Annotated in this window: 16 protein-coding genes; 7 read left to right on the forward strand and 9 right to left on the reverse strand. The window is 71.7% G+C overall.

Annotated elements, in window-relative coordinates; genetic code table 11:
• Nucleotides 1-31: 31 nt before the first annotated feature.
• Nucleotides 32-610 (forward strand): PadR family transcriptional regulator, encoded by a 579-nt coding sequence (locus tag ACH4FX_RS07170; protein WP_398476003.1) that lies wholly within the window; start codon nt 32-34, stop codon nt 608-610.
• Between the two features lie 302 nt (nt 611-912).
• Here ACH4FX_RS07170 and ACH4FX_RS07175 read toward each other — a convergent pair whose 3' ends face one another.
• From ACH4FX_RS07175 to ACH4FX_RS07185, 3 genes are all read right to left on the reverse strand, one after another.
• The gene (locus tag ACH4FX_RS07175) at nt 913-1,488 is read right to left on the reverse strand and encodes a hypothetical protein (RefSeq protein ID WP_398476004.1); all 576 of its coding nucleotides are present in this window, start codon (nt 1,486-1,488) and stop codon (nt 913-915) included.
• A gap of 27 nt (nt 1,489-1,515) precedes the next feature.
• Nucleotides 1,516-2,415: a zinc metalloprotease HtpX gene (htpX, locus tag ACH4FX_RS07180; protein ID WP_398476006.1), complete on the reverse strand. Its 900-nt coding sequence runs from the start codon at nt 2,413-2,415 to the stop codon at nt 1,516-1,518.
• Between the two features lie 186 nt (nt 2,416-2,601).
• Complete coding sequence (locus tag ACH4FX_RS07185; protein ID WP_398476008.1) at nt 2,602-3,528, reverse strand: LLM class flavin-dependent oxidoreductase; 927 nt, start codon at nt 3,526-3,528, stop codon at nt 2,602-2,604.
• 156 nt (nt 3,529-3,684) lie between these two features.
• On the opposite strand from ACH4FX_RS07185, the gene ACH4FX_RS07190 reads away from it, so the two are divergent.
• Nucleotides 3,685-4,692 carry an HAD hydrolase family protein gene (locus ACH4FX_RS07190; protein WP_398476010.1) on the forward strand — a complete coding sequence of 336 codons (1,008 nt, stop codon included), beginning with the start codon at nt 3,685-3,687 and terminating at the stop codon, nt 4,690-4,692.
• A gap of 130 nt (nt 4,693-4,822) precedes the next feature.
• Here ACH4FX_RS07190 and ACH4FX_RS07195 read toward each other — a convergent pair whose 3' ends face one another.
• From ACH4FX_RS07195 to ACH4FX_RS07215, 5 genes are all read right to left on the reverse strand, one after another.
• Complete coding sequence (locus ACH4FX_RS07195) at nt 4,823-6,004, reverse strand: peptidoglycan DD-metalloendopeptidase family protein (protein ID WP_398476012.1); 1,182 nt, start codon at nt 6,002-6,004, stop codon at nt 4,823-4,825.
• A 418-nt stretch (nt 6,005-6,422) separates the two neighbouring features.
• Nucleotides 6,423-8,102, reverse strand: coding sequence for a GAF domain-containing protein (locus ACH4FX_RS07200; protein WP_398476411.1), 1,680 nt, complete (start codon nt 8,100-8,102; stop codon nt 6,423-6,425).
• Between the two features lie 274 nt (nt 8,103-8,376).
• Nucleotides 8,377-12,021 carry a thiol reductant ABC exporter subunit CydD gene (cydD, locus tag ACH4FX_RS07205; RefSeq protein ID WP_398476014.1) on the reverse strand — a complete coding sequence of 1,215 codons (3,645 nt, stop codon included), beginning with the start codon at nt 12,019-12,021 and terminating at the stop codon, nt 8,377-8,379.
• 71 nt (nt 12,022-12,092) lie between these two features.
• Nucleotides 12,093-13,094 carry a cytochrome d ubiquinol oxidase subunit II gene (gene cydB / locus ACH4FX_RS07210; protein WP_398476016.1) on the reverse strand — a complete coding sequence of 334 codons (1,002 nt, stop codon included), beginning with the start codon at nt 13,092-13,094 and terminating at the stop codon, nt 12,093-12,095.
• A 9-nt stretch (nt 13,095-13,103) separates the two neighbouring features.
• Entirely contained in the window at nt 13,104-14,612 is a 1,509-nt protein-coding gene (locus ACH4FX_RS07215) for a cytochrome ubiquinol oxidase subunit I (RefSeq protein WP_398476018.1), read from the reverse strand.
• A gap of 248 nt (nt 14,613-14,860) precedes the next feature.
• Here ACH4FX_RS07215 and ACH4FX_RS07220 point away from each other — a divergent pair, with 248 nt between their 5' ends.
• Nucleotides 14,861-15,235, forward strand: a complete 375-nt coding sequence (locus ACH4FX_RS07220) for a cyclophilin-like fold protein (protein WP_398476020.1) — start codon at nt 14,861-14,863, stop codon at nt 15,233-15,235.
• A gap of 97 nt (nt 15,236-15,332) precedes the next feature.
• Here ACH4FX_RS07220 and hisC read toward each other — a convergent pair whose 3' ends face one another.
• On the reverse strand, nt 15,333-16,412 hold the full coding sequence (gene hisC / locus ACH4FX_RS07225) for a histidinol-phosphate transaminase (protein ID WP_398476022.1): 1,080 nt from the start codon (nt 16,410-16,412) through the stop codon (nt 15,333-15,335).
• Nucleotides 16,413-17,050: 638 nt separating this feature from the next.
• Here hisC and ACH4FX_RS07230 point away from each other — a divergent pair.
• From ACH4FX_RS07230 to ACH4FX_RS07245, 4 genes are all read left to right on the forward strand, one after another.
• Nucleotides 17,051-18,151: a LacI family DNA-binding transcriptional regulator gene (locus tag ACH4FX_RS07230; RefSeq protein WP_030178622.1), complete on the forward strand. Its 1,101-nt coding sequence runs from the start codon at nt 17,051-17,053 to the stop codon at nt 18,149-18,151.
• A 608-nt stretch (nt 18,152-18,759) separates the two neighbouring features.
• Nucleotides 18,760-19,908, forward strand: a complete 1,149-nt coding sequence (locus tag ACH4FX_RS07235) for a metallophosphoesterase (protein WP_398476024.1) — start codon at nt 18,760-18,762, stop codon at nt 19,906-19,908.
• Between the two features lie 204 nt (nt 19,909-20,112).
• Complete coding sequence (locus ACH4FX_RS07240) at nt 20,113-21,018, forward strand: hypothetical protein (protein ID WP_398476026.1); 906 nt, start codon at nt 20,113-20,115, stop codon at nt 21,016-21,018.
• 154 nt (nt 21,019-21,172) lie between these two features.
• Nucleotides 21,173-22,078, forward strand: coding sequence for a Bro-N domain-containing protein (locus ACH4FX_RS07245; RefSeq protein ID WP_398476027.1), 906 nt, complete (start codon nt 21,173-21,175; stop codon nt 22,076-22,078).
• Nucleotides 22,079-22,182: the final 104 nt, after the last annotated feature.

Below are 22,182 nucleotides of genomic sequence, written 5' to 3' on the forward strand. Positions count from 1 at the left end.
CGTGTCAAGACTGGAAGGTAAAGTGATGACCATGAGCCTCCGCCATGCCGTTCTGGGCCTGCTGGCCGAAGCACCCGCCAGCGGGTACGACTTGATGAAGACGTTCGACGCGTCGCTCGCGCACGTCTGGCCGGCCACCCAGAGTCAGGTCTACGGCGAGCTGAACAAACTCACCGAGGCACAGCTCATCGAGGTGGTGTCGCACGGGCCCCGCGGCCGCAAGGAATACGCCATCACCAAGGCGGGCCGGGCCGAACTGCAACGCTGGCTGATCGAGGTGGAACCCGTCGGCCCGCAGCGCCACGACGGCTTGCTGCGCGTCTTCTTCCTCGGCGTCCTCACGCCACTGGAAGCCCGCACGTTCCTCCTGCAACAGGCCGAGCGGGCGGCCCGCGCACACGCCGTCTACCAGGAGATCGCCGACAGCGGCCACTGGGACCAGGAAATGGTCGCCGTGTACGGGCGGATCGCCCTGGAATTCGGCCTGCGGCAGACCGCCATGATGGAGGACTGGGCCAAGTGGGCCGCCGACGAGATCAATTCGGACCGGGCACGCCGGGCCCGGGAGGCGGTCCTGGAGCAGGAAGAGAAGGCAGAGGAAAAGGGATAGGCAGCAGGAGTAGCCGGGACAAGAGCCGGTGAAGGCGGCCACGGAGAGGCGTTGAGGGCCGTCACGGCCTTCGGCTCAGCCCGTTCCCGCCCTCAGCCCTCGCGCTCCCCGCGCTCCCCGTCGAACACTCCGTACAAGAAGAGGTCCACCAACTCCCGGCCGCAACAGCATCTTTCCCCTGCGGAGCGCTCCCTTCGCCCGATGCCGTCGCCCGGCTCAGCGCCAGGAACACGTCGGCCAGCGTCTCCGGCGCCATCCGCAGCCGGTCCCGCTCGGGCTCGAACAGGCCGGGCGCGCCGCGCCTACAGCCCCGGCGCGCCCCACACCGGGAACCACCGGCTCAGATCCGGCTCGATCTGCAGATCGTCGGCGAGCAGCGCGCGGATCTCCAGTTCCAGGGCGTTGTCCCGCTTCTCGGTCGTCGCACCGTCCGGACCGGTTTGCGGGGCGAAGGGGTAGAACGTGCCGCGCTTGTAGAGGTAGACCAGCGCGAGGGAACGTTCCCGGTCGTCGCGGAAGCCCATCAGGGAACACAGCAGTTGGGGGCCGAAACCCGCGCCCTCCAGGGAGCTGTTGACCGCGTGCAGGTCGTTCACCAGGGCCGCGGTGTCGTCGGTGGGGTGCCGCGCGAGCATCCAGGTGTAGCCGTACCCGTCCTGGCTGAACTCGGCCGGGCTGCCCAGGAGGCCGCGTACCTCCTCCTGGATGCCGCGGAACGCGCCGCCCTCGACACTCGCGAAGCACACCGAGCCGAGGCCGGTGGGCCGGAAGCCGGCCGCGGCCTGGAGGGTGACGGCCGCGGCCGGGAGCGCGAAGAGCCGGTCGAGATCGGGGCGTACCGGCTTGCTGCGTCCGAGGATGGCATCCAGGAAACCCATGCGGTGCACTCTCCTTGATCACTCGTGTCACGGCCGCCCCAGCTGGGCCGAGATCCGTCCCAGCTGCTCCAGCCGCTGTTCCAGCGTCGGGTGAGAGGACAGCAGCTGTCCGAAGCTCTCCTTGGAGAACGCCGGCACGAAGAAGAACGCGTTGAACGGTTCGGCCTTGCGCAGGTCCCGCGTCGGGATGCGCGCCATCTGCCCGGTGACCTTGGTCAGCGCGGCGGCCAGCGCGGACGGCCGCCCGGTCAGGAGCGCGGCGGCCCGGTCGGCGGACAGCTCGCGGTAGCGCGACAGCAGCCGGGTCAGCAGGAAGCTGACGGCGTAGACGACGGCGCTGACCAGGGTGACGACCAGTACGGCGATCGCCGCGTTGTTGTCACGGTTGTTGCGGCCGACGCCGCTCCACAGGGCCGCCCGCGTGATGATCCCGGCCAGGACGCCCAGGAACGACGCGATCGTCATGACCGCGACATCGCGGTGCGCGACGTGCGACAGCTCGTGTGCGAGGACGCCTTCCAGCTCCTCCGGCTCCAGCCGCCGCAGCAGGCCGGTCGTCGCGCACACCATCGCGTTCTTCTGGTTGCGGCCGGTCGCGAAGGCGTTCGGTACGTCCGACTCGGCGACCGCCACGCGCGGCTTGGGCATGTCGGCCAGCGCACACAGCCGGTCGACGGCGCCGTGCAGTTCGGGCGCCTGCTCGGGGGAGACCTCGCGTGCGCCCATGCTGAAGGCCGCGATCCGGTCGCTGAACCAGAACTGCGCGATGAACATGGCGCCCGAGATGAGCAGCACCACCATCCACGCGCCCTTGAGGAGCACCACCAGCGCACCCACCACGACCACGTACAGCAGGCCGATGAAGAACATTGTCGTGACCATGCGGGAGGTCAGGCCGCGGTCGGGGGCGAATCGGGTTCGTGCCATGCCTCTCAGTCCTCCAAACCGCAGAGTCCGTAGAGCTCACCCGAGGAACCGCGCAGGTGCCTCTGACCCGATTCTCCCTCTTGCCGGCTTTTTACGGCGTAAAGCGCAGGCCATGGATGCGGCGGGGCGGGGGATCGGCGGGCTGGAGGACTGCCGTACCAGCACCTCCGTCGCTGGAGCGGCCCCCTACCGCTGGGCCTGCACCGTCCCCTCCGCGGCGTTCCGGCCGAGCTGTGCGAGCCCCTCCGTGGCGATCCGCTCGAACACCGCGAGGTCGGCCTCGAAGATCGAGCCAGCGATCGGCCAGTGCAGCACGATCTCGTCGATGCCCGCCTCGGCGTGTGCGCCGGCGAAGTCCACGAAGGCGTCCACGGAATCGAGCGGGCGGTCCGGCGAGAATCCGGTGAGCATGATCTTCGTCAGCTGCCCGGCATCCCGCCCGGCCTCGGCACACGCCTTCCCCAGACGTCCGACCTGCCCGCGTACCGCCTGCAGCGAGTCGGCCGCGGTGCCGGTCGCGGAGACCTTCGGGTCGCCGGTCGTCACCCACGCCTGCCCGTACCCGGCCGCCAGCTTCATCCCGCGTGGCCCGGTCGCCGCGACCGCGAACGGCAATCGGGGCCGCTGCACACAGCCGGGGATGTTGCGCACCTCGTGGGCGCGGTAGTGCACGCCCTCGTAGGAGACCACGTCGTTGGTCAGCAGCCGGTCCAGCAGCGGCACGAACTCGCCGAAGTGGTCGGCCCGTTCGCGGGGCGTCCACGGCTCCTGGCCGAGTGCGGTGGCGTCGAACCCGGAGCCGCCGGCGCCGATGCCCAGGGTGATCCGCCCGTCGCTGATGTCGTCGAGCGAGATCAGTTCCTTGGCGAGGGTCACCGGGTGCCGGAAGTTCGGGGAGGTCACGAGCGTGCCCAGACGCATCCGGGACGTCGCGGCGGCGGCCGCGGTCAGCGTCGGCACCGCGCCGAACCACGGACCGTCGCGAAAGCTCCGCCAGGACAGGTGGTCGTAGGTGTACGCGGTGTGGAAGCCCAGTTCCTCGGCGCGCTGCCACACCTCCCGGCCACCTTCGGACCAGCGGCGGACGGGGAGGATCACGGTGCTCAGTCGCATGCGTACGAGCCTAAGGCGGCACACGAACGGCCCTGCGAGCCGGATGGCGCTCCAACGCGCGGGGCGGGCACGCCCGGGCTCGGACGCGGGCCTGGTCCCCTCTGCACGGCTCATGCGCGCGACCCGCCGCACGCCTGTGCGCGCATATGCGCGAAGATGGACTCCGTGACTGATGCCTCCGCCGAGCCGACACCGGCTCCCCGGCCCGTCGAAAAAACGATCCGGCTGATTGCCACGGATCTCGACGGCACGTTGCTGCGTGACGACAAGACGGTATCCGGTCGGACGATCGCCGCGCTGGCCGCGGCCGAGCGGGCGGGCATCGAGGTCTTCTTCGTGACCGGGCGGCCGGCCCGCTGGATGGACGTGGTCAGCGATCACGTACACGGGCACGGCCTGGCCATCTGCGCGAACGGGGCGGCCGTCGTCGATCTCCACCGGGGGCGCCGCATCGTGGAGATCAGTCCGCTGGAGCGGCCCGAAGCGCTCGCGGTGGTGCACGCGCTGCGTGCCGCCGCTCCCGGCACCTCGTTCGCGGTCGAGCGGACCGGCGGCATCAACTACGAGCCTGAGTACCCGCCCTTCCACCTCGACCCGGCCGCCGTCATCGCCCCCGCGGAAAAGCTCCTCGCCGAGCAGAGCCCGGAGGAGGTCCGGTCCCCTCTGGACCGGGAGGCCACGCGTTCCGGGGAGAACGCACGGTACGTCGAGAGCCCGGAGGCCGGGGACGTCGCACGGTCCGGTGAGGACGCCGGGCCCCCACCGGCCTCCGAGGACATCGGCGCCGACCAGCCCGTACTGAAGCTCCTCGCCCACCACCCCGACCTGGATCCGGACGCCTTCCTGGACCTGGCCCGCGCGCGGGCGGGCGCGTACGCCTCCTTCACCCGGTCCAGCCCGACCGCGCTCCTGGAGATCAGCGGGCTGGGCGTGAGCAAGGCCGGCACTCTGGCGCGCTGCTGTGCCCAGCGCGGCATCGATCCGGACCAGGTCGTCGCCTTCGGTGACATGCCCAACGACCTCGAAATGCTGGCCTGGGCCGGCACCGCGTACGCCATGGCCAACGCCCACCCCGACGTGCTCGCGGCGACCCACCTGCACACGTACGGGAACAACGAGGACGGCGTCGCGGCCGTCATCGAGCGCATCCTCGAAGACCGCTGACCGCTGACCGCTGCGGCCCGGGTCTTGCCCGGCCGGGGCCTGGTCCGAGCCGGGCGGAAGGCCCCGGACGGACGAAAGAGCCCCGGTCGGGCGAGCCCCGCCGGGCAGTCGGCCGGCACTGCCCCGCCCGTCACAGCCGCACCCCGTGCCGCACCAGCCACGGCACCGGATCGACCCCCGTCCCCATCTGCGGCGTGCGGCGCACCTCGAAGTGCAGATGCGGCCCGGTGGAATTGCCGGTCGACCCCGACAGCGCGATCTGCTGGCCCGCCCGTACCTGCTGTCCCGGGTGGACGACCGCCGCCGACAGGTGCGCGTACTGCGAAAACGTTCCGGCACCATGCTGGACGACCATGCTGATCCCGAAGCTGTCGCCGCAGGTGAGGCTGGTGACCCGGCCCCGGCCCACGGACCGTACGGGCGTACCGACCGGCACCGCGAAGTCCTGGCCCGTATGGGCGTGCGCCCAGTGGCGGCCCGAGCCGCCGAAACCGGCGGACAGCCGGTAGCGCTCCACCGGCCGGGTCCACCTCCCGTCGGGCACCGGCGCCGGTGGTGGCCCCGGAGCGGAACGTTTCGCCGCCGCGGTCACCGCGCCCGGCAACCCGCCGCACCGGCCGCTCCGGGCCGCCTGCCGGGACACTTCGTGCAGCAGCCCGCGGGCCACGCCCAGGCGGCGGCTGATGCGTCGGCGCTCCGCGTCGAGCCGGGCCCGGCGGGCGTCGAGTGCGGCGGTGCGGGCGTCGGCGGCCACGCTGTCCACCGCCAGGGAGCGGCTTGTCCGCAGCGCGTCCCGCGTCTGCGCGGCCAGGAGGCGCTGGCGGCCCGCGGCGTCCCGGTAGGCGCTCAGCACCGCTTCAGGGCGGCCGTGCGGCCGGGCACTCAGCGCGAGCGGGAGCCGGCGGCCCGAGCGGTACTGCGCGGCGGCGATCCGCCCCGCCAGTCGGCGCAGCTCGGCCGACCTGCGCCGTTCCCGTTGCAGCGCCGTACGCAGCCGGGTGATCCGGGCGTGGCCGATCCGTGCCGCGCGCAGGGTCGCCGCGTACGACCGGCCGGCCCGGCTCGCGTCCCGGCCCAGCCGGATCACTTCAAGGCTCGCGGCGGCCAGCCGGTCCAGGCCCTGGTCACGCGCCCCAGAGGGCCGAAGGGGGGCGGGGAGCGGCGGTAAGTGCTCGACGGCACCCGGTTCGGCAGCGGCCGATACGGCGGCCGGGGGCCCGGCGGTGGCCGCTCCGGTGGCGACCGGCGCTGTCCCGGCCGTCGCCGACAACGCCACCACCAGCGTCAATGTCATCCGTGTGGTGCGCAGCACGGCTCCGCGGCGCCGGTGAGCCGGTCGTGCGGCCCGCGCGCCGGCACGCCGGCCGGGGCCCTGCCGCCCCCGGACCATCTTGCGCAACCAATCCGGCATACCTGGACACATGGGCAGATAATTGCCCGCATCACATCCACCGTCACGGAAACGTTTCTCCCAGCCCGCTCGCAACGCGCCGAACGGAGCAACCCGGCACCCGCGGAATGGCCGGAATCAGCCGGTCCAGCAACCACGACAGATCACTCGAATACCGGCTGAACCGTATGGACGCACCGCCACCGGCTGAAGCATATGGACGTACCGCGTCCGGAAGCCCGGCTTCGGACCGCGCGAGCAGAACCCGAACCGCTCGGACGCCTCCCGCCCCACGCCCCTCACTACGCAGCCCGGACCCGCCCGTCCGGCCACCCGCCCCTCAGAGCGGCGCTTCCCAGGACACCATCGTCCCGCCCCCGTCCTCGCCCAGCCCCGGCCCGTACGTGCTGGACCCGCCCAGCGACTCGGCGCGCTTGGCGAGGTTGCGCAGGCCGCTGCGCCGGCCGCCGTCCGGGATGCCCACACCGTCGTCGGCGACCGTCAGCCGTACGCCGTCCCGGCCGTCCGGCAGCGTGACCGTCGAATCGACGACGACCTCGATGCGCGAGGCGTCGGCGTGCCGGAAGGCGTTGGACAGCGCCTCGCGCAGCGCGGCGATCAGGTTCTTGCCGGTCAGCTCGCCGACACGGGCGTCCACCGGACCGACGAAGGTGGCGGACGGCTGGAAGCCGAGCGGTACGGCGGCCGTGCCGATCTCCCGCAGGACCCGGGTCCGCAGGCCGGACGGCGCCTCGGCCGGTCCCTGTTGCAGCGCGAAGATCGCGGTGCGGATCTCCTGGATGGTGACGTCGAGTTCGTCGACGGCCTTGCCGATGCCCTCCTGCACCTCGGGGACGACGGACCGGCGTTGGGCACTTTCCAGCATCATCCCGGTCGCGAACAGTCGCTGGATGACAAGGTCGTGCAGATCGCGGGCGATCCGGTCGCGGTCCTCGTAGACGGCCAGCCGTTCGCGGTCGCGCTGGGCGTCGGCCAGCACGAGCGCCAGGGCGGCCTGCGCCGCGAACTGGGTGGCCAGCGTCCGTTCGGCGGTGCTGAAGGGCCGCGCGCCGCGGTCCCGCGGTGTCGCCAGTGTGCCCAGCACCCGGCCGCCGCTCTTGAGGGGCAGCATCATGCTGGGGCCGAAGCGCGGCGCGACATCCGTGACCATGCGGGGGTCGGTGGCCGAGTCCTCGACGAAGACCGGCTCACCGGCGAGCAGTTGCGCGGCCACCGGGCTCTCGGGCGGCATGTGGGTGCCGATGAGGCCGGTGGGGTCGTCGGCCGACGCCGCGACGATCTCCAGCCCGCCGTCGTCCGTGGGCAGCAGGACGATTCCGGCCGCGGACTCCGCGAGCTTGCGGGCCTGTTCCGCGACGACCGCGAGCGCGTCGTCCACGTCGCTGCCGGCCAGCAGCGCGGTGGTCACCGCGACCGAGCCGTCGATCCACCGTTCGCGCTGCCGGGTCGCCGCGTACATCCGCGCGTTGCCGATCGCGATGCCCGCCTCGGTGGCGAGCACCCGCACCATGTGCAGGTCGCCCTCGCTGAACTCGCCGCCGCCGCGCTTCTCGGTCAGGTAGAGGTTTCCGAAGATCTCCCCCTGGACGCGGATCGGCACCCCGAGGAACGTCCGCATCGGCGGATGGCCCGGTGGGAAGCCCGCCGACCGCACGTCCTGGGTCAGATCGGCCAGCCGCAGCGCCTTCGGGTCGTGGATGAGCGCGCCGAGCAGGCCCTTGTGCCCGTCCGGCAGTGCACCGATCCGCGCCCGGTCCTCGGCGGTGACCCCGTACGTCACGAAGTCCGACAGGCCCTCGCGCGACTCGTCGATGATCCCGATCGCGGCGTAGCGGGCGTCGGCCAGCTCGGCCGCGGTCTCCACGATCCGGTCCAGCGTGATGTGCAGGTCGAGACCGGCGCCGACGGTACGCATCGCCTCCAGCAGCTGCGGAACGCGCGCGGTCAGCTCGGTCGACAGGCCCTGGAGGCTGCGGGTCGCCTCGGTGGCCGCCTCCATGGGGTCGGACGCGGCGGCGGACGCGCCGCCACCGGTACGCGCCCCGGTGCCCATGGGGTCTGAGGGTCCTGTCGTGACTGCCATGGGACGAGCCTAATGGCCACTTTTTCTGCTGAATGCCTTCTATACGGCAATTCGGACGCCGGACCGGACCACCCCGGACCGCCCCGGGCTGCCACGTCACCCCGGTCCGGGCGTCCGCCGCAACGGTACGCAGCGGTCACCCGCACCCGTCGTTCTTCAGCCGTTCACCGGACCGGCCCGCCCGGCCCGTTCACCGTCCCGCTCCCACGCCCGCCAGGCAGCCGTCCGCCGCGTGCTCCTCCACGGACCGCGCGCCCACCGCCCGCTCGCGCTCCAGCATGCGCCGGAACGGACCGTCGGCCGCCGCCAGCTCCGCGTACGTACCGCGCTGGACGGGCCGGCCCTCGCCCAGGACCAGCACCTCGTCGACCGCGGCCAGCCCCTCCAGCCGGTGCGTGATCAGCACGGTCGTCCGCCCCTCGGTCGCGGCCAGCAGGTCCGCGGTCAGCGCGTCCGCCGTGGCCAGGTCGAGGTGTTCGGCGGGTTCGTCCAGCACCAGGACGGGGAAGTCGGCGAGCAGCGCGCGCGCCAGCGCCAGGCGTTGCCGCTGGCCGCCGGAGAGCCGCGCACCGTGTTCGCCGACCATCGTGTCCAGCCCTTCGGGCAGCGACCGCACCCAGCCGTCCAGCCGCGCCTGCGCGAGCGCGGCCCACAGTGCGTCCTCGTCCGCGTCGGTGCGGGCGAGCCGCAAGTTCTCCCGTACGGAGCTGTCGAAGATGTGGGCATCCTGCGCACACAGCCCGACCTGCCGCCGCACGCCGTCGCCGTCCGCTGCCGCGGCATCCACACCGTTCAGCGTGTACGCACCCGACGCGCGGTCCATGAAGCGCAGCAGCACCTGGGCGAGCGTCGTCTTCCCGGAGCCGGACGGGCCGACCACCGCCAGGCGCCGCCCGGCGGTCAGGGTGAACCCGACACCGTCCAGCGCGGGCACCCGCTGACCCGGGTAGCGGGCCGTCAGATCCGCCACCACCAGCGGGAACGGCGTGTCCGGCACCTCCGCGACCGCCGCCCCGGCCGGTTCGCGGACCGGTTCCGGAGCGTCCAGCACCTCGAAGACCCGCTCGGCCGCCCGGCGCGTGCGCTGCCGGTACTGCACGGCGAGCGGCAGTCCCGCGACGGCTTCGAACGCGGCCAGCGGAACGAGCACCACCACCGCCAGGCACACGCCCGTCAGCCGTCCGGCGTGCACGGCCTGGACGCCGACGACAGCCGCTGCGGCCACCGTCAGGCCGCACACCAGCGCCGACAGCCCGGCACCGGCACCGGCCGCGGCCGCCGAGCGGGACGCGATCCGGGTCAAGTCGTGGTCGGCCCGCCGAGTCCGGTCGACACGGGAGGCGAGCGCACCCGACACCGTCAGTTCGGCCGCCCCGGTGAGCAGATCGACGACGTGGGCGGAGAGCACACCCCGCGCGGGGGCCAGCTGCCGCTCGGCACGCCGGGCCAGTACGGCGGAGAGCGCCGGCACCCCCACGCCCGCCAGCAGCAGCCCGGCGGCGAGGACGGCGCCCGCCTCCGGCAGCAGCCAGGCGGTGAAACCGACGGAGCCCAGGCCGACCACCACGGCCGCCCCGACCGGCAGCAGCCACCGCAGGAAGTAGTCCTGCACGGCGTCGACATCCGCCACCAGCCGCGACAGCAGGTCACCGCGGCTGCGTCGCCGCAGCCCCGCAGGTGCCAGCCGCTCAAGGCGCCGGAAGACGGCCACCCGGACGTCCGCGAGCATCCGGAACACGGCGTCGTGCGCCACCAGTCGCTCCGCGTACCGGAACACCGCCCGGCCGATGCCGAAGGCCCGGGTCGCGGTGACCGCCACCATCAGGTACAGCACCGGCGGGTGCTCCGCCGCCCGGGAGATGAGCCACCCGGACGTGGCCATGAGGCCCACGGCGCTGCCCAGCGCCAGACTGCCCAGCAGCAGCGCCAGTCCGAGCCGGCCCCACCGGGCCCGCGCCAGCCCCCGGAGCCGCGCCAACGCGGAGCCCCGGCTGCCGGGCACGACGCCCGGCTCCTCGTCCGACACGGCGTCCGGCCCATCAGCCGGCCCGGCCTCCGGTCCATCAACCGGTCCGGTCGAGGCAACACCGTCCCGTACGGCTGCCGCCGCATCCGCCTGTACGGCCGGCACGCCCCCGCTCCCGGCTTGCACGGCGCCTTCCGGCACCGGCCCCGCCGCGGCGGCACTTCCCGCGCCGACCGGCGGGGCCAGCCGCACCACCCGGTCCGCCACCGCCAGCAGCGCCGGCCGGTGGACGACCAGCAGCACCGTCCGCCCGGCCGCCAGGCGGCGTACCGCCTCGACGATGCCGGCCTCCGTCTCGCCGTCCAGGTTCGCGGTCGGCTCGTCGAGCAGCAGGACAGGGCGGTCGGCGAGGAACGCGCGGGCCAGGGCCAGGCGTTGGCGCTGGCCCGCCGACAGACCGGAACCGCCCTCGCCGAGCTGGGTCTCCGCCCCGTCGGGCAGTGCGGAGACGAAGTCCAGCGCGCCGGCGTTGTGGAGCGCGGCGCGGACCGCCGCGTCGTCGGCGTCGGGACGGGCCAGCCGTACGTTCTCGGCGATGGTGCCCGCGAAGAGGTACGGGCGCTGGGCCACCCAGGCGATCCGCCGCCGCCAGTCCTCCGGATCGATGCCGGCCAGGTCCCGGCCGCCGACCCGCACCCGTCCGGCCGCGGGCGCCGTGAAGCCGAGCAGGACGTTGAGCAAGGTCGACTTGCCCGCCCCGGAGGGTCCGACGAGCGCCACCGTCTCACCCGGCGCCACCTCGAACGAGGTCTCGGGCAAGGAGGGATCGGGGCGGCCCGGGTGGCGTACGACCAGTCCCTCGACGGACAGGTCCGTGCTCTCGGGGGCCGGTTCGTTCCCCGTCGTACGCGGCGGTGTCTCCAGCACCGCGAAGATCTCCTCGGCCGCCGCCAGCCCCTCCGCCGCGGCGTGGTACTGCGCACCGACCTGCCGCAGCGGCAGATACGCCTCGGGGGCCAGGATCAGCACCAGCAGGCCCGTGTAGAGGTCCAGGTCGCCGTGGACGAGCCGCATGCCGATGCCGACCGCGACGAGCGCGACCGAGAGCGTGGCGAGCAGTTCCAGGGCGAAGGAGGACAGGAAGGCGATCCGCAGGGTGCGCAGCGTGGCCCTGCGGTAGGCGCCGGTGATGGCGCGGATGGACGCCGCCTGCGCCTTGGCCCGGCCGAAGACCTTCAGCGTGGGCAGCCCGGCGACGACGTCCAGGAAGTGTCCCGACAGCCGTGCCAGCAGCTGCCACTGGCGTTCCATGCGCTTCTGGGTGGTCCAGCCGATGAGGATCATGAACAGCGGGATCAGCGGCAGTGTCACGACGATCGTCGCGGCCGAGATCCAGTCGCCGGTGACGATGCGCGCCAGCACCGCGACGGGGACGACGACCGCCAGGCCCAGTTGCGGCAGATAGCGCGCGAAGTAGTCGTCGAGGGCATCGATGCCGCGGGTGGCGAGGGTGGTCAGCTCGCCGGAACGCTGGGTGCTCAGCCATCCCGGGCCGAGACCGGCGGCAGCCTGTGTCAGCAGCCGCGTACGCAGCTCGGACTTGACCGCCGCGCTCGCCCGGTGCGCGGCCAGCTCGGTCAGCCAGGACACCAGGCCCCGGCCGACGGAGACCAGCGCGAGCAGCAGCACCGGTGTGCCCAGGTCGCCGAGTCCGAGGTCGTGCTGGAAGGCGCCGACGACGACTTCGGCGATGAGCATGGCCTGACCGATGACCAGGCCGGCGCCGGCCAGTCCGAGCACCACGACGGCGGCGAGGAAGAAGCGGGTGGCACGGGCGTAACGAAGCAGGCGCGGGTCGACCGGTTTCACGTGAAACAGCCCTTCCTCGGCGGAAGTTGATCAGTGGGGCCCCGGCCGGGGCCCCACCGGGTGGAGCCGCCCTAGTGGGCGTCGGCGATGTGCTGCGTACCGATCCGCTTGCGGAAGACCCAGTAGGTCCAGCCCTGGTACAGCAGGACGATCGGGGTGGCGATACCGGCACACCACGTCATGATCTTCAGCGTGTACGCACTGGACGAGGCGTTGCTGACCGTGAGGCTCCAGCTCTCGTTCAGCGAGGACGGCATCACGTTCGGGAAGAGCGTCAGGAACAGCATCGCGACCGTGGCCACGATGGCGACGCCGGAGAACGCGAACGACCAGCCCTCCCGCCCGAGCCGGTTCATCACCAGTCCCGCGGCCAGCGCCAGCACCACGACGATCAACGCGATCAGGCTGCTGGTGTCGCCCTTGTCGAGCTGGGTCCAGCCCAGGAAGCCGGCCGCGAGCACCACGGTGACCAGACCGAGCACGGTGGCCGTGCGGCGGGCCCGCTCCCGGATGTCCCCCAGCGTCTTGAGCGAGGCGAACACCGCGCCGTGGAAGGTGAACAGGCTGAGCGTGACCAGGCCGCCGAGCAGGGCGTACGGGTTCAGCAGGTCCACGACGCTGCCGACGTACTCCTTGTGCGCGTCGATCCGCACCCCGCGCACGATGTTGCCGAAGGCCACGCCCCACAGGAACGCGGGCAGCAGCGAACACCAGAAGATCGCGTGCTCCCAGTTGCGCTGCCAGCGCTCCTCGTTCCGCTTGGCGCGGTACTCGAACGCGACCCCGCGCACGATCAGGCAGAGCAGGATGACCAGCAGAGGCAGGTAGAAGCCGGAGAAGAGGGTGGCGTACCACTCGGGGAAGGCGGCGAAGGTCGCGCCGGCCGCGCTGAGCAGCCACACCTCGTTGCCGTCCCAGACCGGGCCGATCGTGTTGATCAGGACCCGCCGTTCCCCGCGGTCGCGGGCGAGCAGCTTGGTCAGGACGCCGATGCCGAAGTCGAATCCTTCGAGGAAGAAGTACCCGGTCCACAGCACGGCGATGAGTACGAACCAGATGTCATGCAGTTCCACGGTCGCCTCCTAGTACGAGAAGGCCATCGGCCGGTCGGCGTCCGTGTGGTCGCCGCCGATCTTGGTGGGCGGGTTGAGGTCGTCGTCCGTCAGCTCCGGCGGCCCGGCCTTGACGTACTTGACCAGCAGGCGGACCTCGACGACCGCGAGGACCGCGTACAGCAGCGTGAAGATCGTCATCGACGTGAGCACCTCGCCCTGCGAGACGCCGGGGGAGACCGCGGAGGACGTCTTCAGGACGCCGTAGACGACCCAGGGCTGGCGGCCCATCTCGGTGAAGATCCAGCCCCAGGAGTTGGCGATGAGCGGGAAGCCGAGGGTGACGAAGGCCAGCGACCAGTACGCCTTGGTCAACCGGGTGCCGAGCACCTTGTTCTTGGTGAGGGCCAGGTGGGGTGGTTCCTCGTCCCCCGTACGCAGGCCCGGGGCCAGCCAGAACTTCTTGCGGGTGAGCCAGAGGCCGGCCAGGCCGATGGCGAACGAGGCCATGCCGAAGCCGATCATCCAGCGGAAGCCCCAGTAGGCGACGGGGATGTTGGGCCGGTAGTCACCGGGCCCGTACTTCTGCTGCTCGGACTTGTTGACGTCGTTGATGCCGGGGACCGGCGAGGAGAAGTCGTCGTGGGCGAGGAAGGACAGCAGGCCGGGAATCTCGATGGCGACCTTGTTGTGCCCCTTGTCCACGTCCCCGTAGGCGAAGACGGAGAACGGGGCGGGCGCCTCCTTGTCCCACAGCGCCTCGGCGGCGGCCATCTTCATCGGCTGCTGCCGGAACATGACCTTGCCGAGCTGGTCGCCGCTGAGCGCGGTGAGCGCGCCGGCGATGACCAGGGTGATCAGGCCGAGCCGCAGCGAGGTACGCATCACCTTGACGTGCTTCTTGCGCATCAGGTGGTACGCGGCGATGCCGACCATGAACGCGGCGCCGGTCAGGAACGCGGCGGTCAGCGTGTGGAAGACGACGACGAGCGTGGTGTCCTGGGTCAGCACCTTCCAGAAGTCGGTCAGCTCGGCACGGCCGGTGGCGGCGTTGTACTTGTAGCCGACCGGGTGCTGCATCCACGAGTTGGCGGCGAGGATGAAGTACGCCGACAGGATCGTGCCGATCGAGACCATCCACATGCAGAAGCAGTGGATCTTCTTGGGCAGCTTGTCCCAGCCGAAGATCCACAGCCCGATGAAGGTGGATTCGAAGAAGAACGCGATGAGGGCCTCGAACGCGAGCGGGGCGCCGAAGACGTCACCGACGAAGCGCGAGTAGTCGGACCAGTTCATGCCGAACTGGAACTCCTGCACGATGCCGGTGACGACACCCATCGCGATGTTGATCAGGAAGAGCTTGCCCCAGAACTTGGTGGCCTTGAGGTACTTCTCCTTGCCCGTCCGTACCCAGGCGGTCTCCAGCCCGGCCACCAGGGCGGCGAGGGAGATCGTCAAGGGCACGAACAGGAAGTGGTAGACGGTCGTGATGCCGAATTGCCATCGCGCCAGGGTCTCTGGCGCCAACGCCAGGTCCACGTCGAGTCTCTCCTTAGGTCGCCGTGTGCTGACTACGGCTGCCGTGTGCTGACCACGGCTCCTTTGCCCCGTTTGTACCGATTGAAGCGGGACATAAAGGGCGCTTGTGAACGCGTTCACATTCACAAGCAATTATTACTCATGTCCGGATCCCGCTCTTGACCGGGGGTGCGTGACTACGGTCACGCACGGAAAAAGCGTGCGGGCCCCCTTCCCGCACGCTTCAACAAGTTGTTGAATTCGGCGCCATGGAGATACGCATCCGCCTCTCATGGCCGGCCGGCCACCTGACCGCCGTCCTCGGCGGCACCCCGTCCGCCACCGCGCTCGCCGCCGCCCTGCCGCTGGTCGCCACCGCCCGCACCTGGGGCGAAGAGGTCTACTTCGACACCGGGCTCACCCTCGCCCTGGAGGACGACGCACGACAGGTCGTCGAACCGGGCACCGTTGCCTTCTGGACCGAGGGCAGCGCGCTGGCGCTGCCCTACGGCCCCACCCCCATATCGAGGGGGAGGGAGTCCCGACTGGCCGCCCCCTGCAATGTGCTCGGCCGCCTCGACGGCGATCCGCGCGCGCTGGAGACGGTGCGGGACGGCGATCCCTTGCGTGTCGAGCGCGTGTGATCCGCTCAGCCGGGCTGAGCGCGTTCACCGGCTCGATCGAACGTGATCGAGCCGGTCCCGCCGCTGCACGGTCACCGGGCGGATCCGCCCGTTCTGATCACAGCTCCTTGCGGAACTGCTCGGCCGCCTGCAGGAACAGGTCCATCGCCGCCGTCTCGCCGATCGTCACCCGCACGCCCTCGCCCGGGAAGGGGCGCACCACCACGCCGGCCTTCTCGCACGCCGCCGCGAAGTCGAGCGTACGGTCGCCGAGCCGCAGCCAGACGAAGTTCGCGTGGGTCTCGGGCACCGTCCAGCCCTGCGCGGTCAGCGCCTCGCAGACCCGGGTCCGCTCCGCGACCAGCGCGTCCACCCGCTCCATCAGCGCGCCCTCGCTGCGCAGCGACGCCACCGCGGCCTCCTGCGCGAGCTGGCTCACCCCGAACGGCACGGCCGTCTTGCGCAGCGCCGCCGCCACCGGCTCGTGGGCCACCGCGAAGCCGATCCGCAGCCCGGCGAGCCCGTACGCCTTGGAGAACGTCCGCAGTACGCAGACGTTGGGGCGGTCCCGGTACAGGTCCAGGCCGTTCGGCACGTCCGCGTCGCGGTTGAACTCCTGGTACGCCTCGTCCAGGACGATCAGGATGTCGCTCGGCACCCGGTCCAGGAACGCCTCCAGCTCCGTCCGGCGGACAACGGTGCCGGTGGGGTTGTTGGGGTTGCAGACGAAGATCAGCCGGGTGCGGTCGGTTATCGCCGCGTACATGGCGTCCAGGTCGTGCACTTCACCGGAGGTCAGCGGCACCTGGACGGAGGTGGCCCCGGCGACCTGGGTGACGATCGGGTAGGCCTCGAAGGACCGCCACGCGTAGATCACCTCGTCGCCGGGCCCGGCCGTCGACTGCACCAGCTGCTGGGCCACGCCCACCGAGCCGGTGCCCGTCGCCAGGTGCTCGACGGGCACCGAGAAGTGCGCCGACAGCTCGGCCATCAGCCCCGTACAGGCCATGTCCGGGTAACGGTTGAACGCCCCGGCGGCGGCCACCGCACTCTCCAGGACGCCGGGCAGCGGCGGATAGGGATTCTCGTTGGAGGACAGCTTGTACGTGACGGGTCCGCCCGTCGCAGCCGGCTTGCCGGGCTTGTAGGTGGGGATGCCGTCCAGCGCAGCGCGCAGCTTCGGGCTCTTCTCGCTCACCGCAGGTTCCTCCTCGACCGTGCCGTCCGTCGCCAATACTGCACACCTTATGAGGATTGCCCCGTCAGGCGTAGGCCCTCGCCGATACGGAGGAGGCGATACCGGGGCGGAACAGGGGCGATGCCGCGGCGGAGCGGAGGACGTTGCCGGCGCGGAACGGAAGGCGTTGCCGGGGCGGGGCAGGTGGCGAGCTCACGCCGGAGCGATCGTACGAGCCGGGCGGGGACCGGCCGCCGACCACATGCCGGACGGCTCGCGCACGAGGGGCCGCTCGTCGCCGATCATGGTCCGGCCGGTCGCCGCCAGGTGACCGGCCGTTCCCGTCACCGCCCCGCCGCAAGATCACCCATCACCTCCGGCCCGGCCGCACAGGGCCTGGGGAGCGCTCCTCGCTGCGTTACGCGCCGGTGGCTCGCGCCGTGGCGCGCATCCCTCGTGAAGGTGACTTGAGACCTCTTCGAGACCTGGACCAATCGGCAGGCGACTCCCGGCGAAGGTCAACCAGACGCTGGTGGACGGCGACAACGCCCTTCATTTCCCAGGGAATTCAGACCTCATCTCCATGCAGAAACGTGCCTTTCCACTCCTGCACGCAGCGCCCCGCGAAAGGACCGCCCGAGCCCTACTATCGGCTCGCCATGACAGCAGCAGGGAAGCACCAGGTGAGCCGGTCTACCGGTCGCCGGCTGGGGCGGGCAGGCATCCGGGACGTGGCCGCCGCAGCCGGGGTATCCATCACGACTGTCTCCGACGCGCTCAACGGCAAGGGCCGGCTTCCGGATGCCACCCGTCGCCACGTCCGCGAGGTGGCCGACCGGTTGGGCTACCGCCCTTCCGCCGCCGCCCGCACGCTCCGTACCGGCAAGTCAGGGCTCATCGGCCTGACCGTCACCACGTACGGGGATGAACCTTTCACCTTCACCGAATTCGCGTACTTCGCGGAGATGGCCAGAGCCGCCACCTCGGCGGCGCTCGCCCGCGGGTACGCCCTCGTCATCCTGCCCGCGACCTCCCGCCACGACGTCTGGTCGAACGTCGCCCTGGACGGCACCGTCGTCATCGATCCGGCCGACGGCGACCCCGTCGTCACCGAGCTCGTCCGGCACGGCATCCCCGTCGTCTCCGACGGCCGCCCCGGCGGCACCCTCCCCGTGATGGGCTGGGTGGACAACGACCACGAGGCGGCCGTCCTGGGCCTCCTCGACCACCTCGCCGACGCCGGCGCCCGCCGCATCGGCCTGCTCACCGGCACCACCACCGACACCTACACCCGGCTCTCCACCACCGCGTACCTGCGCTGGTGCGAGCGGGTCGGCCAGGACCCGGTGTACGAGTCCTACCCCGCCCACGACCCGTGCGCGGGCGCGGTGGCCGCCGACCGGCTGCTGGCCCGCCCGGACCGCCCGGACGCGGTGTACGGCCTGTTCGACCCGAACGGCACCGACCTGCTCGCGGCGGCCAGACGCTACGGGCTGCGCGTCCCGGAGGACCTGCTGCTGGTCTGCTGCAGCGAATCCACGGTCTACGCCACGACCGAGCCGCCGATCACCACCCTCTCCCTCAAGCCCCGTCGGATCGGCACCGCAGTCGTCCAGCTCCTCATCGACGCCATCGAAGGGCTGGACAGCGGGCGGCCGGTCGAGCAGGTGATACCGACGGATTTGATCGTGCGGACCTCCTCGCAGCGCAGGTCCACGCGGACGACCGTCAGTCCGCCGCGGGGGCCCTCCGGGGCCTGACCGTCACACGTTCGAGCGGCCGTGCGGGCGCGATTGCCGTGTCCGTACGGCCGGAGGTCAGTGGAAGCGCTGCCGTGTCCGTACGGCCGCAGAGGTTTCTGGAAGCGCTTGCCGGATCCGTACGGGGCCAGAGGTCTGTCCTCAGTGGCGCGCGGGGGCGCGCCGACCGGCTCCGCACCTGCCGTTGTCGTCCCGGGCCCGCGCCCGGGACCGCGACGCACCGGCGTACCGCCACCTGCCGCACCCCGTCGCCGTACGGGAACGCCGCCCTCCTCCTCGCAACACCGGCCCACCGCCGCCCGCCCCCACGCCTGCCATCAGGCGCCGCGGCGGCGCGCCGCCGGGCCACTTCGTCATGTCGCGCCACCGCCGTGCCGTCGGCCGGACACCCCGCCGACCGGGATAAAATCGCCCCGAACCCGGAGAAATCGGCAGCGAACACCGGGCGTCGTGCGATTGACCACCCCCGGGTGCGTCACAAGCCGCGAGCGGCATTCCTATGATGGGCGCACGACACCACGGACCGCCGTCGACCAGGCAAGGTCCGCGAGGTGCACGGCGGCGCGACGGTGGAGGGGTCGATGACTCAGGGGGCCAGTGTGGGACCCATGGTGCGGACCATGCCGGCACAACCTCCGGCTCCGGTACAACCGCCTGCTCCGCCGATTCCCCCGGCGCCCGCGGTCCCGCCGCCCCCGGCGATGCCGCCGGCCGCCGTCGGCGCGCCCGATGTACCGCACGGCATGCCTCCCGAGTACACGCCCACCGAGCGCGCCCTCCCGGTGATCGGCGCCGGCGCCCCGGCCGGGCACGGCCAGACGACGGGCCGTGCGGATCTGCCGCCCGTCACCCGTACGGACACCCTCATCGACCGGCCGACCGTCGACCTGACGGCCGTACCCGAGTCGGCCGTACCGTCCGAGCAGCAGAAGGAGGGCGGCGGCCCCCTGTACGTGGTCGGCGACGTGCACGGCTACTACGACGAGCTGCGCGAGGCGCTCGCCGCCGAGGGCCTCATCGACGCCGACGGCCAGTGGGCCGCGGGCAACGCCCGTCTGTGGTTCCTCGGCGACTTCACCGACCGCGGCCCGGACGGCATCGGCGTCATCGACCTCGTCATGCAGCTGTCCGCCGAGGCCGCGGCGGCCGGCGGCTACTGCAAGGCCCTGATGGGCAACCACGAGCTGCTGCTGCTGGGCGCCAAGCGGTTCGGCGACACCCCCGTGCAGTCCGGCGCCGGCACCGCGTCCTTCCAGGCGGCGTGGCTCCTCAACGGCGGCCAGAAGTCCGACATGGACCGCCTCCAGGACCACCACCTCCAGTGGATGGCCCGCCTGGACGCCGTCATGGAGGAGGACGGGCACCTGCTCGTGCACTCCGACACCACCGCCTACCTGGAGTACGGCGACTCCATCGAGGACGTCAACGACACCGTCCACGAGGTCCTCACGCGCAGCGACGCCGACGAGGTCTGGGACCTGTTCCGCAAGTTCACCAAGCGGTTCGCCTTCCGCGACGAGGAAGCGGGCCCGCTGGCCGTACGCGAACTGCTCGACACCTACGGCGGCGAGCGCGTCGTGCACGGGCACAGCCCGATCCCGTACCTCCTCGGCGAGGTCGGCGGCGAGGACGACGAGGGCGAGGGCGTCGCCGTCGACGGACCGCACGTCTACGCCGACGGACTGGCCATCGCCATGGACGGCGGGATCACCATGGCCGGAAAACTACTGGTCGTACAACTTCCCCTGACTGGCTGACCGTTATCCGGGCAGGGGTAGCGGCAGGTAGGGAAGTGGTGCAGCGGGGTCCCAGCCGAACAGGAGCGGTCCCTATTTCCGCAAACACCCTGTCACCCCGTGCCGGAGGCGCTCTACCATCGGTCTATCCGTAGCAGGCTCTCCTCCGTTTCCGCCCACTGCCCGGCCCACGCCGGCCTGTACGGCCCTACGGAGCATCGGGGGATGCACATGAACAGCGCTCCGCACCTGCTGAACGAGGACCGCGCGGAATTCGCGCGGCTCCTCGACGAGGCGCTGCGCACCGCGGAATACCGGCCCGAAACGGCCTCCGCGGCGGTGAAGCACCTCAACACCGAGCAGTTGCGCACCATGGCGCTCAGCGCCACGTCCGCCATCGCCGCATGCGCGACGGCCGAATACCGACACTACGTACGGCTCCGCGACGAACTGCGCGCTCCGGCCCCCGCACCGGACGCCGGCGCCGTGGACGGCCGCGAGGAGAAGAGCACACCGTCGGACGCCCCGGGGATGGACCTCGCCGCGTCCGTGACCGAGGCGGCGGAGTCCGCCGGTGCCGGGCTGGCCGCGATGCTCGCGGTACTGGCACCGGTCCTGGCGGGGATCGCCGCCATCCTCTTCCTGGTCATCGGCTATGTCCTGCGCACGATCGGGACCGACCCGGCCGCCGCCCAGCCGATGATCAGCGTGGGCTGGGTCTTCGCGGCACTGACCGCCGCGGGGGCCCTGGTCGCCATGGCCAGCCTGGTCCACGCGGCCTGGCGCAACGGCTCGACCTCACTGCGCGCGCCACGCACCGGGGACGGCCGGGACGGCCGGTCCCGGGAAGTGGACCTCGCACGGGACGCCTGGCGCCAGGCGCTCCTGGAGCGCGGCATCCTGCCGTTCCTGCGCGAGGCCCTGACCGACCCGGCGGCCGTCAACGGCCGCGGCACGGCCCGGTACGTACCGCGCCGCGGCGTCGACGGCGGGCGTATCCCGACCCTGGGCTACACCCGCCCCGACTTCACCAGCCCGGACGGCGGCCCGCCCGCCGCTCCCCGGCCCCGCTTCACCAGCCCGGACTTCACCAGCCCGGATTACGGGGGTCCGGATCACCATCCTGAATAGCGCCCGCAGAGCCGGCACGTCGATGCCGCGGGGCCGGGGACCGGTCCCGCGGCGTCCTGCATGCACCTCCGCCCCCAATGGGTGAACTTGTGCGCAGATTCGCCTGGTTGGCCCAAACATGCCTTTACGTTCGGCGGTGGAGGTGATGCTCACCATGAGCACTCAGAACACGCCGCGCGGACGAGCGGCGAAACAGGACGCGATCGACATCAACGACTTCGTGTACGCGGCCACGGGAGCGCGGGTACGGAGGCTGACGTTGCCGGACGGGACACACTGGTTCCCGGCTGCTGACGTGGCCACCGAGTTGGGCTACGTGAACACACGCCAGGCACTTCTCTGGCACGTACCGAAGTCATGCTTCCAAACCCTCGGTGATCTCTGCCGAAGTGTCTACGGAGTAGACACTTCCCAGAAGTCCGCAGGTCAGGGGCTCAAGAAGTCGATGAACATGGTGAACCTCCAGGGGCTCATCCTGCTCGTGAACGCCTGCACCAAGCCTGAATCCGAGCCGTTCAAGGACTGGGTGACCGAGGTCATCGCCGCCGTACAGCGGGACGGTTCATACGCCTTGGAGAAGGCGCCCGTACAACCGGCACCCAGCGGCGCCGTGGCCTACGCCATGCCGCAGGAAGTCGCCGACGCCATCGTCCGCCTGGAGGAGCGCAACCTCCGCCTGGACGAGGAACACGCCACCCTGCGGCGCGAGGAGATGCGGGTGTTCGGCCGGATCGCCGACTCGCTGGACCGGATCGCCGACAGGCTGGGGTCCGCACAGCGCCCTGACGCGCCGCCCCGGCTGACCGCGGACGCCGTCCTCGCGGACTGGAAGAACCGGCACTTGGTGGTGACCGGGGACATCTGGTCCGTGGCCGCCTACATCCTCCCGGCCCTCGTCAACGACGGCGAGGCGGTACACCCGTTGGGGACCATCGCCCGGCGCACCGGCCTGACCGAGCACCGTGTGCACGACTCGCTGCGGATACTGCTGAAACGGGGCTGCATCCGGCAGACCGGCGTCACCGCCGACGGAACGCCGAGGTACGTCATGAACCGCTGACGGCCGCGCCAAGCGGACGGTTAGAGGGGCGCGCGGGCCCGAAGTCACATGCCGTAGGTGTGACTTCGGGCCCGCGCGCTGAGAACCTATCCTGCCGGAGCGTT

The sequence above is a fragment of the Streptomyces sp. NPDC018019 genome, assembly GCF_044327805.1.
In the GTDB taxonomy this organism is placed as follows: Bacteria; Actinomycetota; Actinomycetes; order Streptomycetales; family Streptomycetaceae; genus Streptomyces.

Excerpts from the sequence above, each read along its gene's own strand:
- ACH4FX_RS07220 (WP_398476020.1), top strand. The coding sequence starts at position 14,861 with ATGGAGATACGCATCCGCCTCTCATGGCCGGCCGGCCACCTGACCGCC.
- ACH4FX_RS07240 (WP_398476026.1), top strand. The coding sequence starts at position 20,113 with ATGCACATGAACAGCGCTCCGCACCTGCTGAACGAGGACCGCGCGGAA.
- ACH4FX_RS07200 (WP_398476411.1), bottom strand. The coding sequence starts at position 8,102 with ATGGAGGCGGCCACCGAGGCGACCCGCAGCCTCCAGGGCCTGTCGACC.
- ACH4FX_RS07230 (WP_030178622.1), top strand. The coding sequence starts at position 17,051 with ATGACAGCAGCAGGGAAGCACCAGGTGAGCCGGTCTACCGGTCGCCGG.
- ACH4FX_RS07245 (WP_398476027.1), top strand. The coding sequence starts at position 21,173 with ATGAGCACTCAGAACACGCCGCGCGGACGAGCGGCGAAACAGGACGCG.
- ACH4FX_RS07190 (WP_398476010.1), top strand. The coding sequence starts at position 3,685 with ATGGACTCCGTGACTGATGCCTCCGCCGAGCCGACACCGGCTCCCCGG.
- htpX (WP_398476006.1), bottom strand. The coding sequence starts at position 2,415 with ATGGCACGAACCCGATTCGCCCCCGACCGCGGCCTGACCTCCCGCATG.
- ACH4FX_RS07185 (WP_398476008.1), bottom strand. The coding sequence starts at position 3,528 with ATGCGACTGAGCACCGTGATCCTCCCCGTCCGCCGCTGGTCCGAAGGT.
- ACH4FX_RS07170 (WP_398476003.1), top strand. The coding sequence starts at position 32 with ATGAGCCTCCGCCATGCCGTTCTGGGCCTGCTGGCCGAAGCACCCGCC.
- ACH4FX_RS07235 (WP_398476024.1), top strand. The coding sequence starts at position 18,760 with ATGGTGCGGACCATGCCGGCACAACCTCCGGCTCCGGTACAACCGCCT.
- ACH4FX_RS07175 (WP_398476004.1), bottom strand. The coding sequence starts at position 1,488 with ATGGGTTTCCTGGATGCCATCCTCGGACGCAGCAAGCCGGTACGCCCC.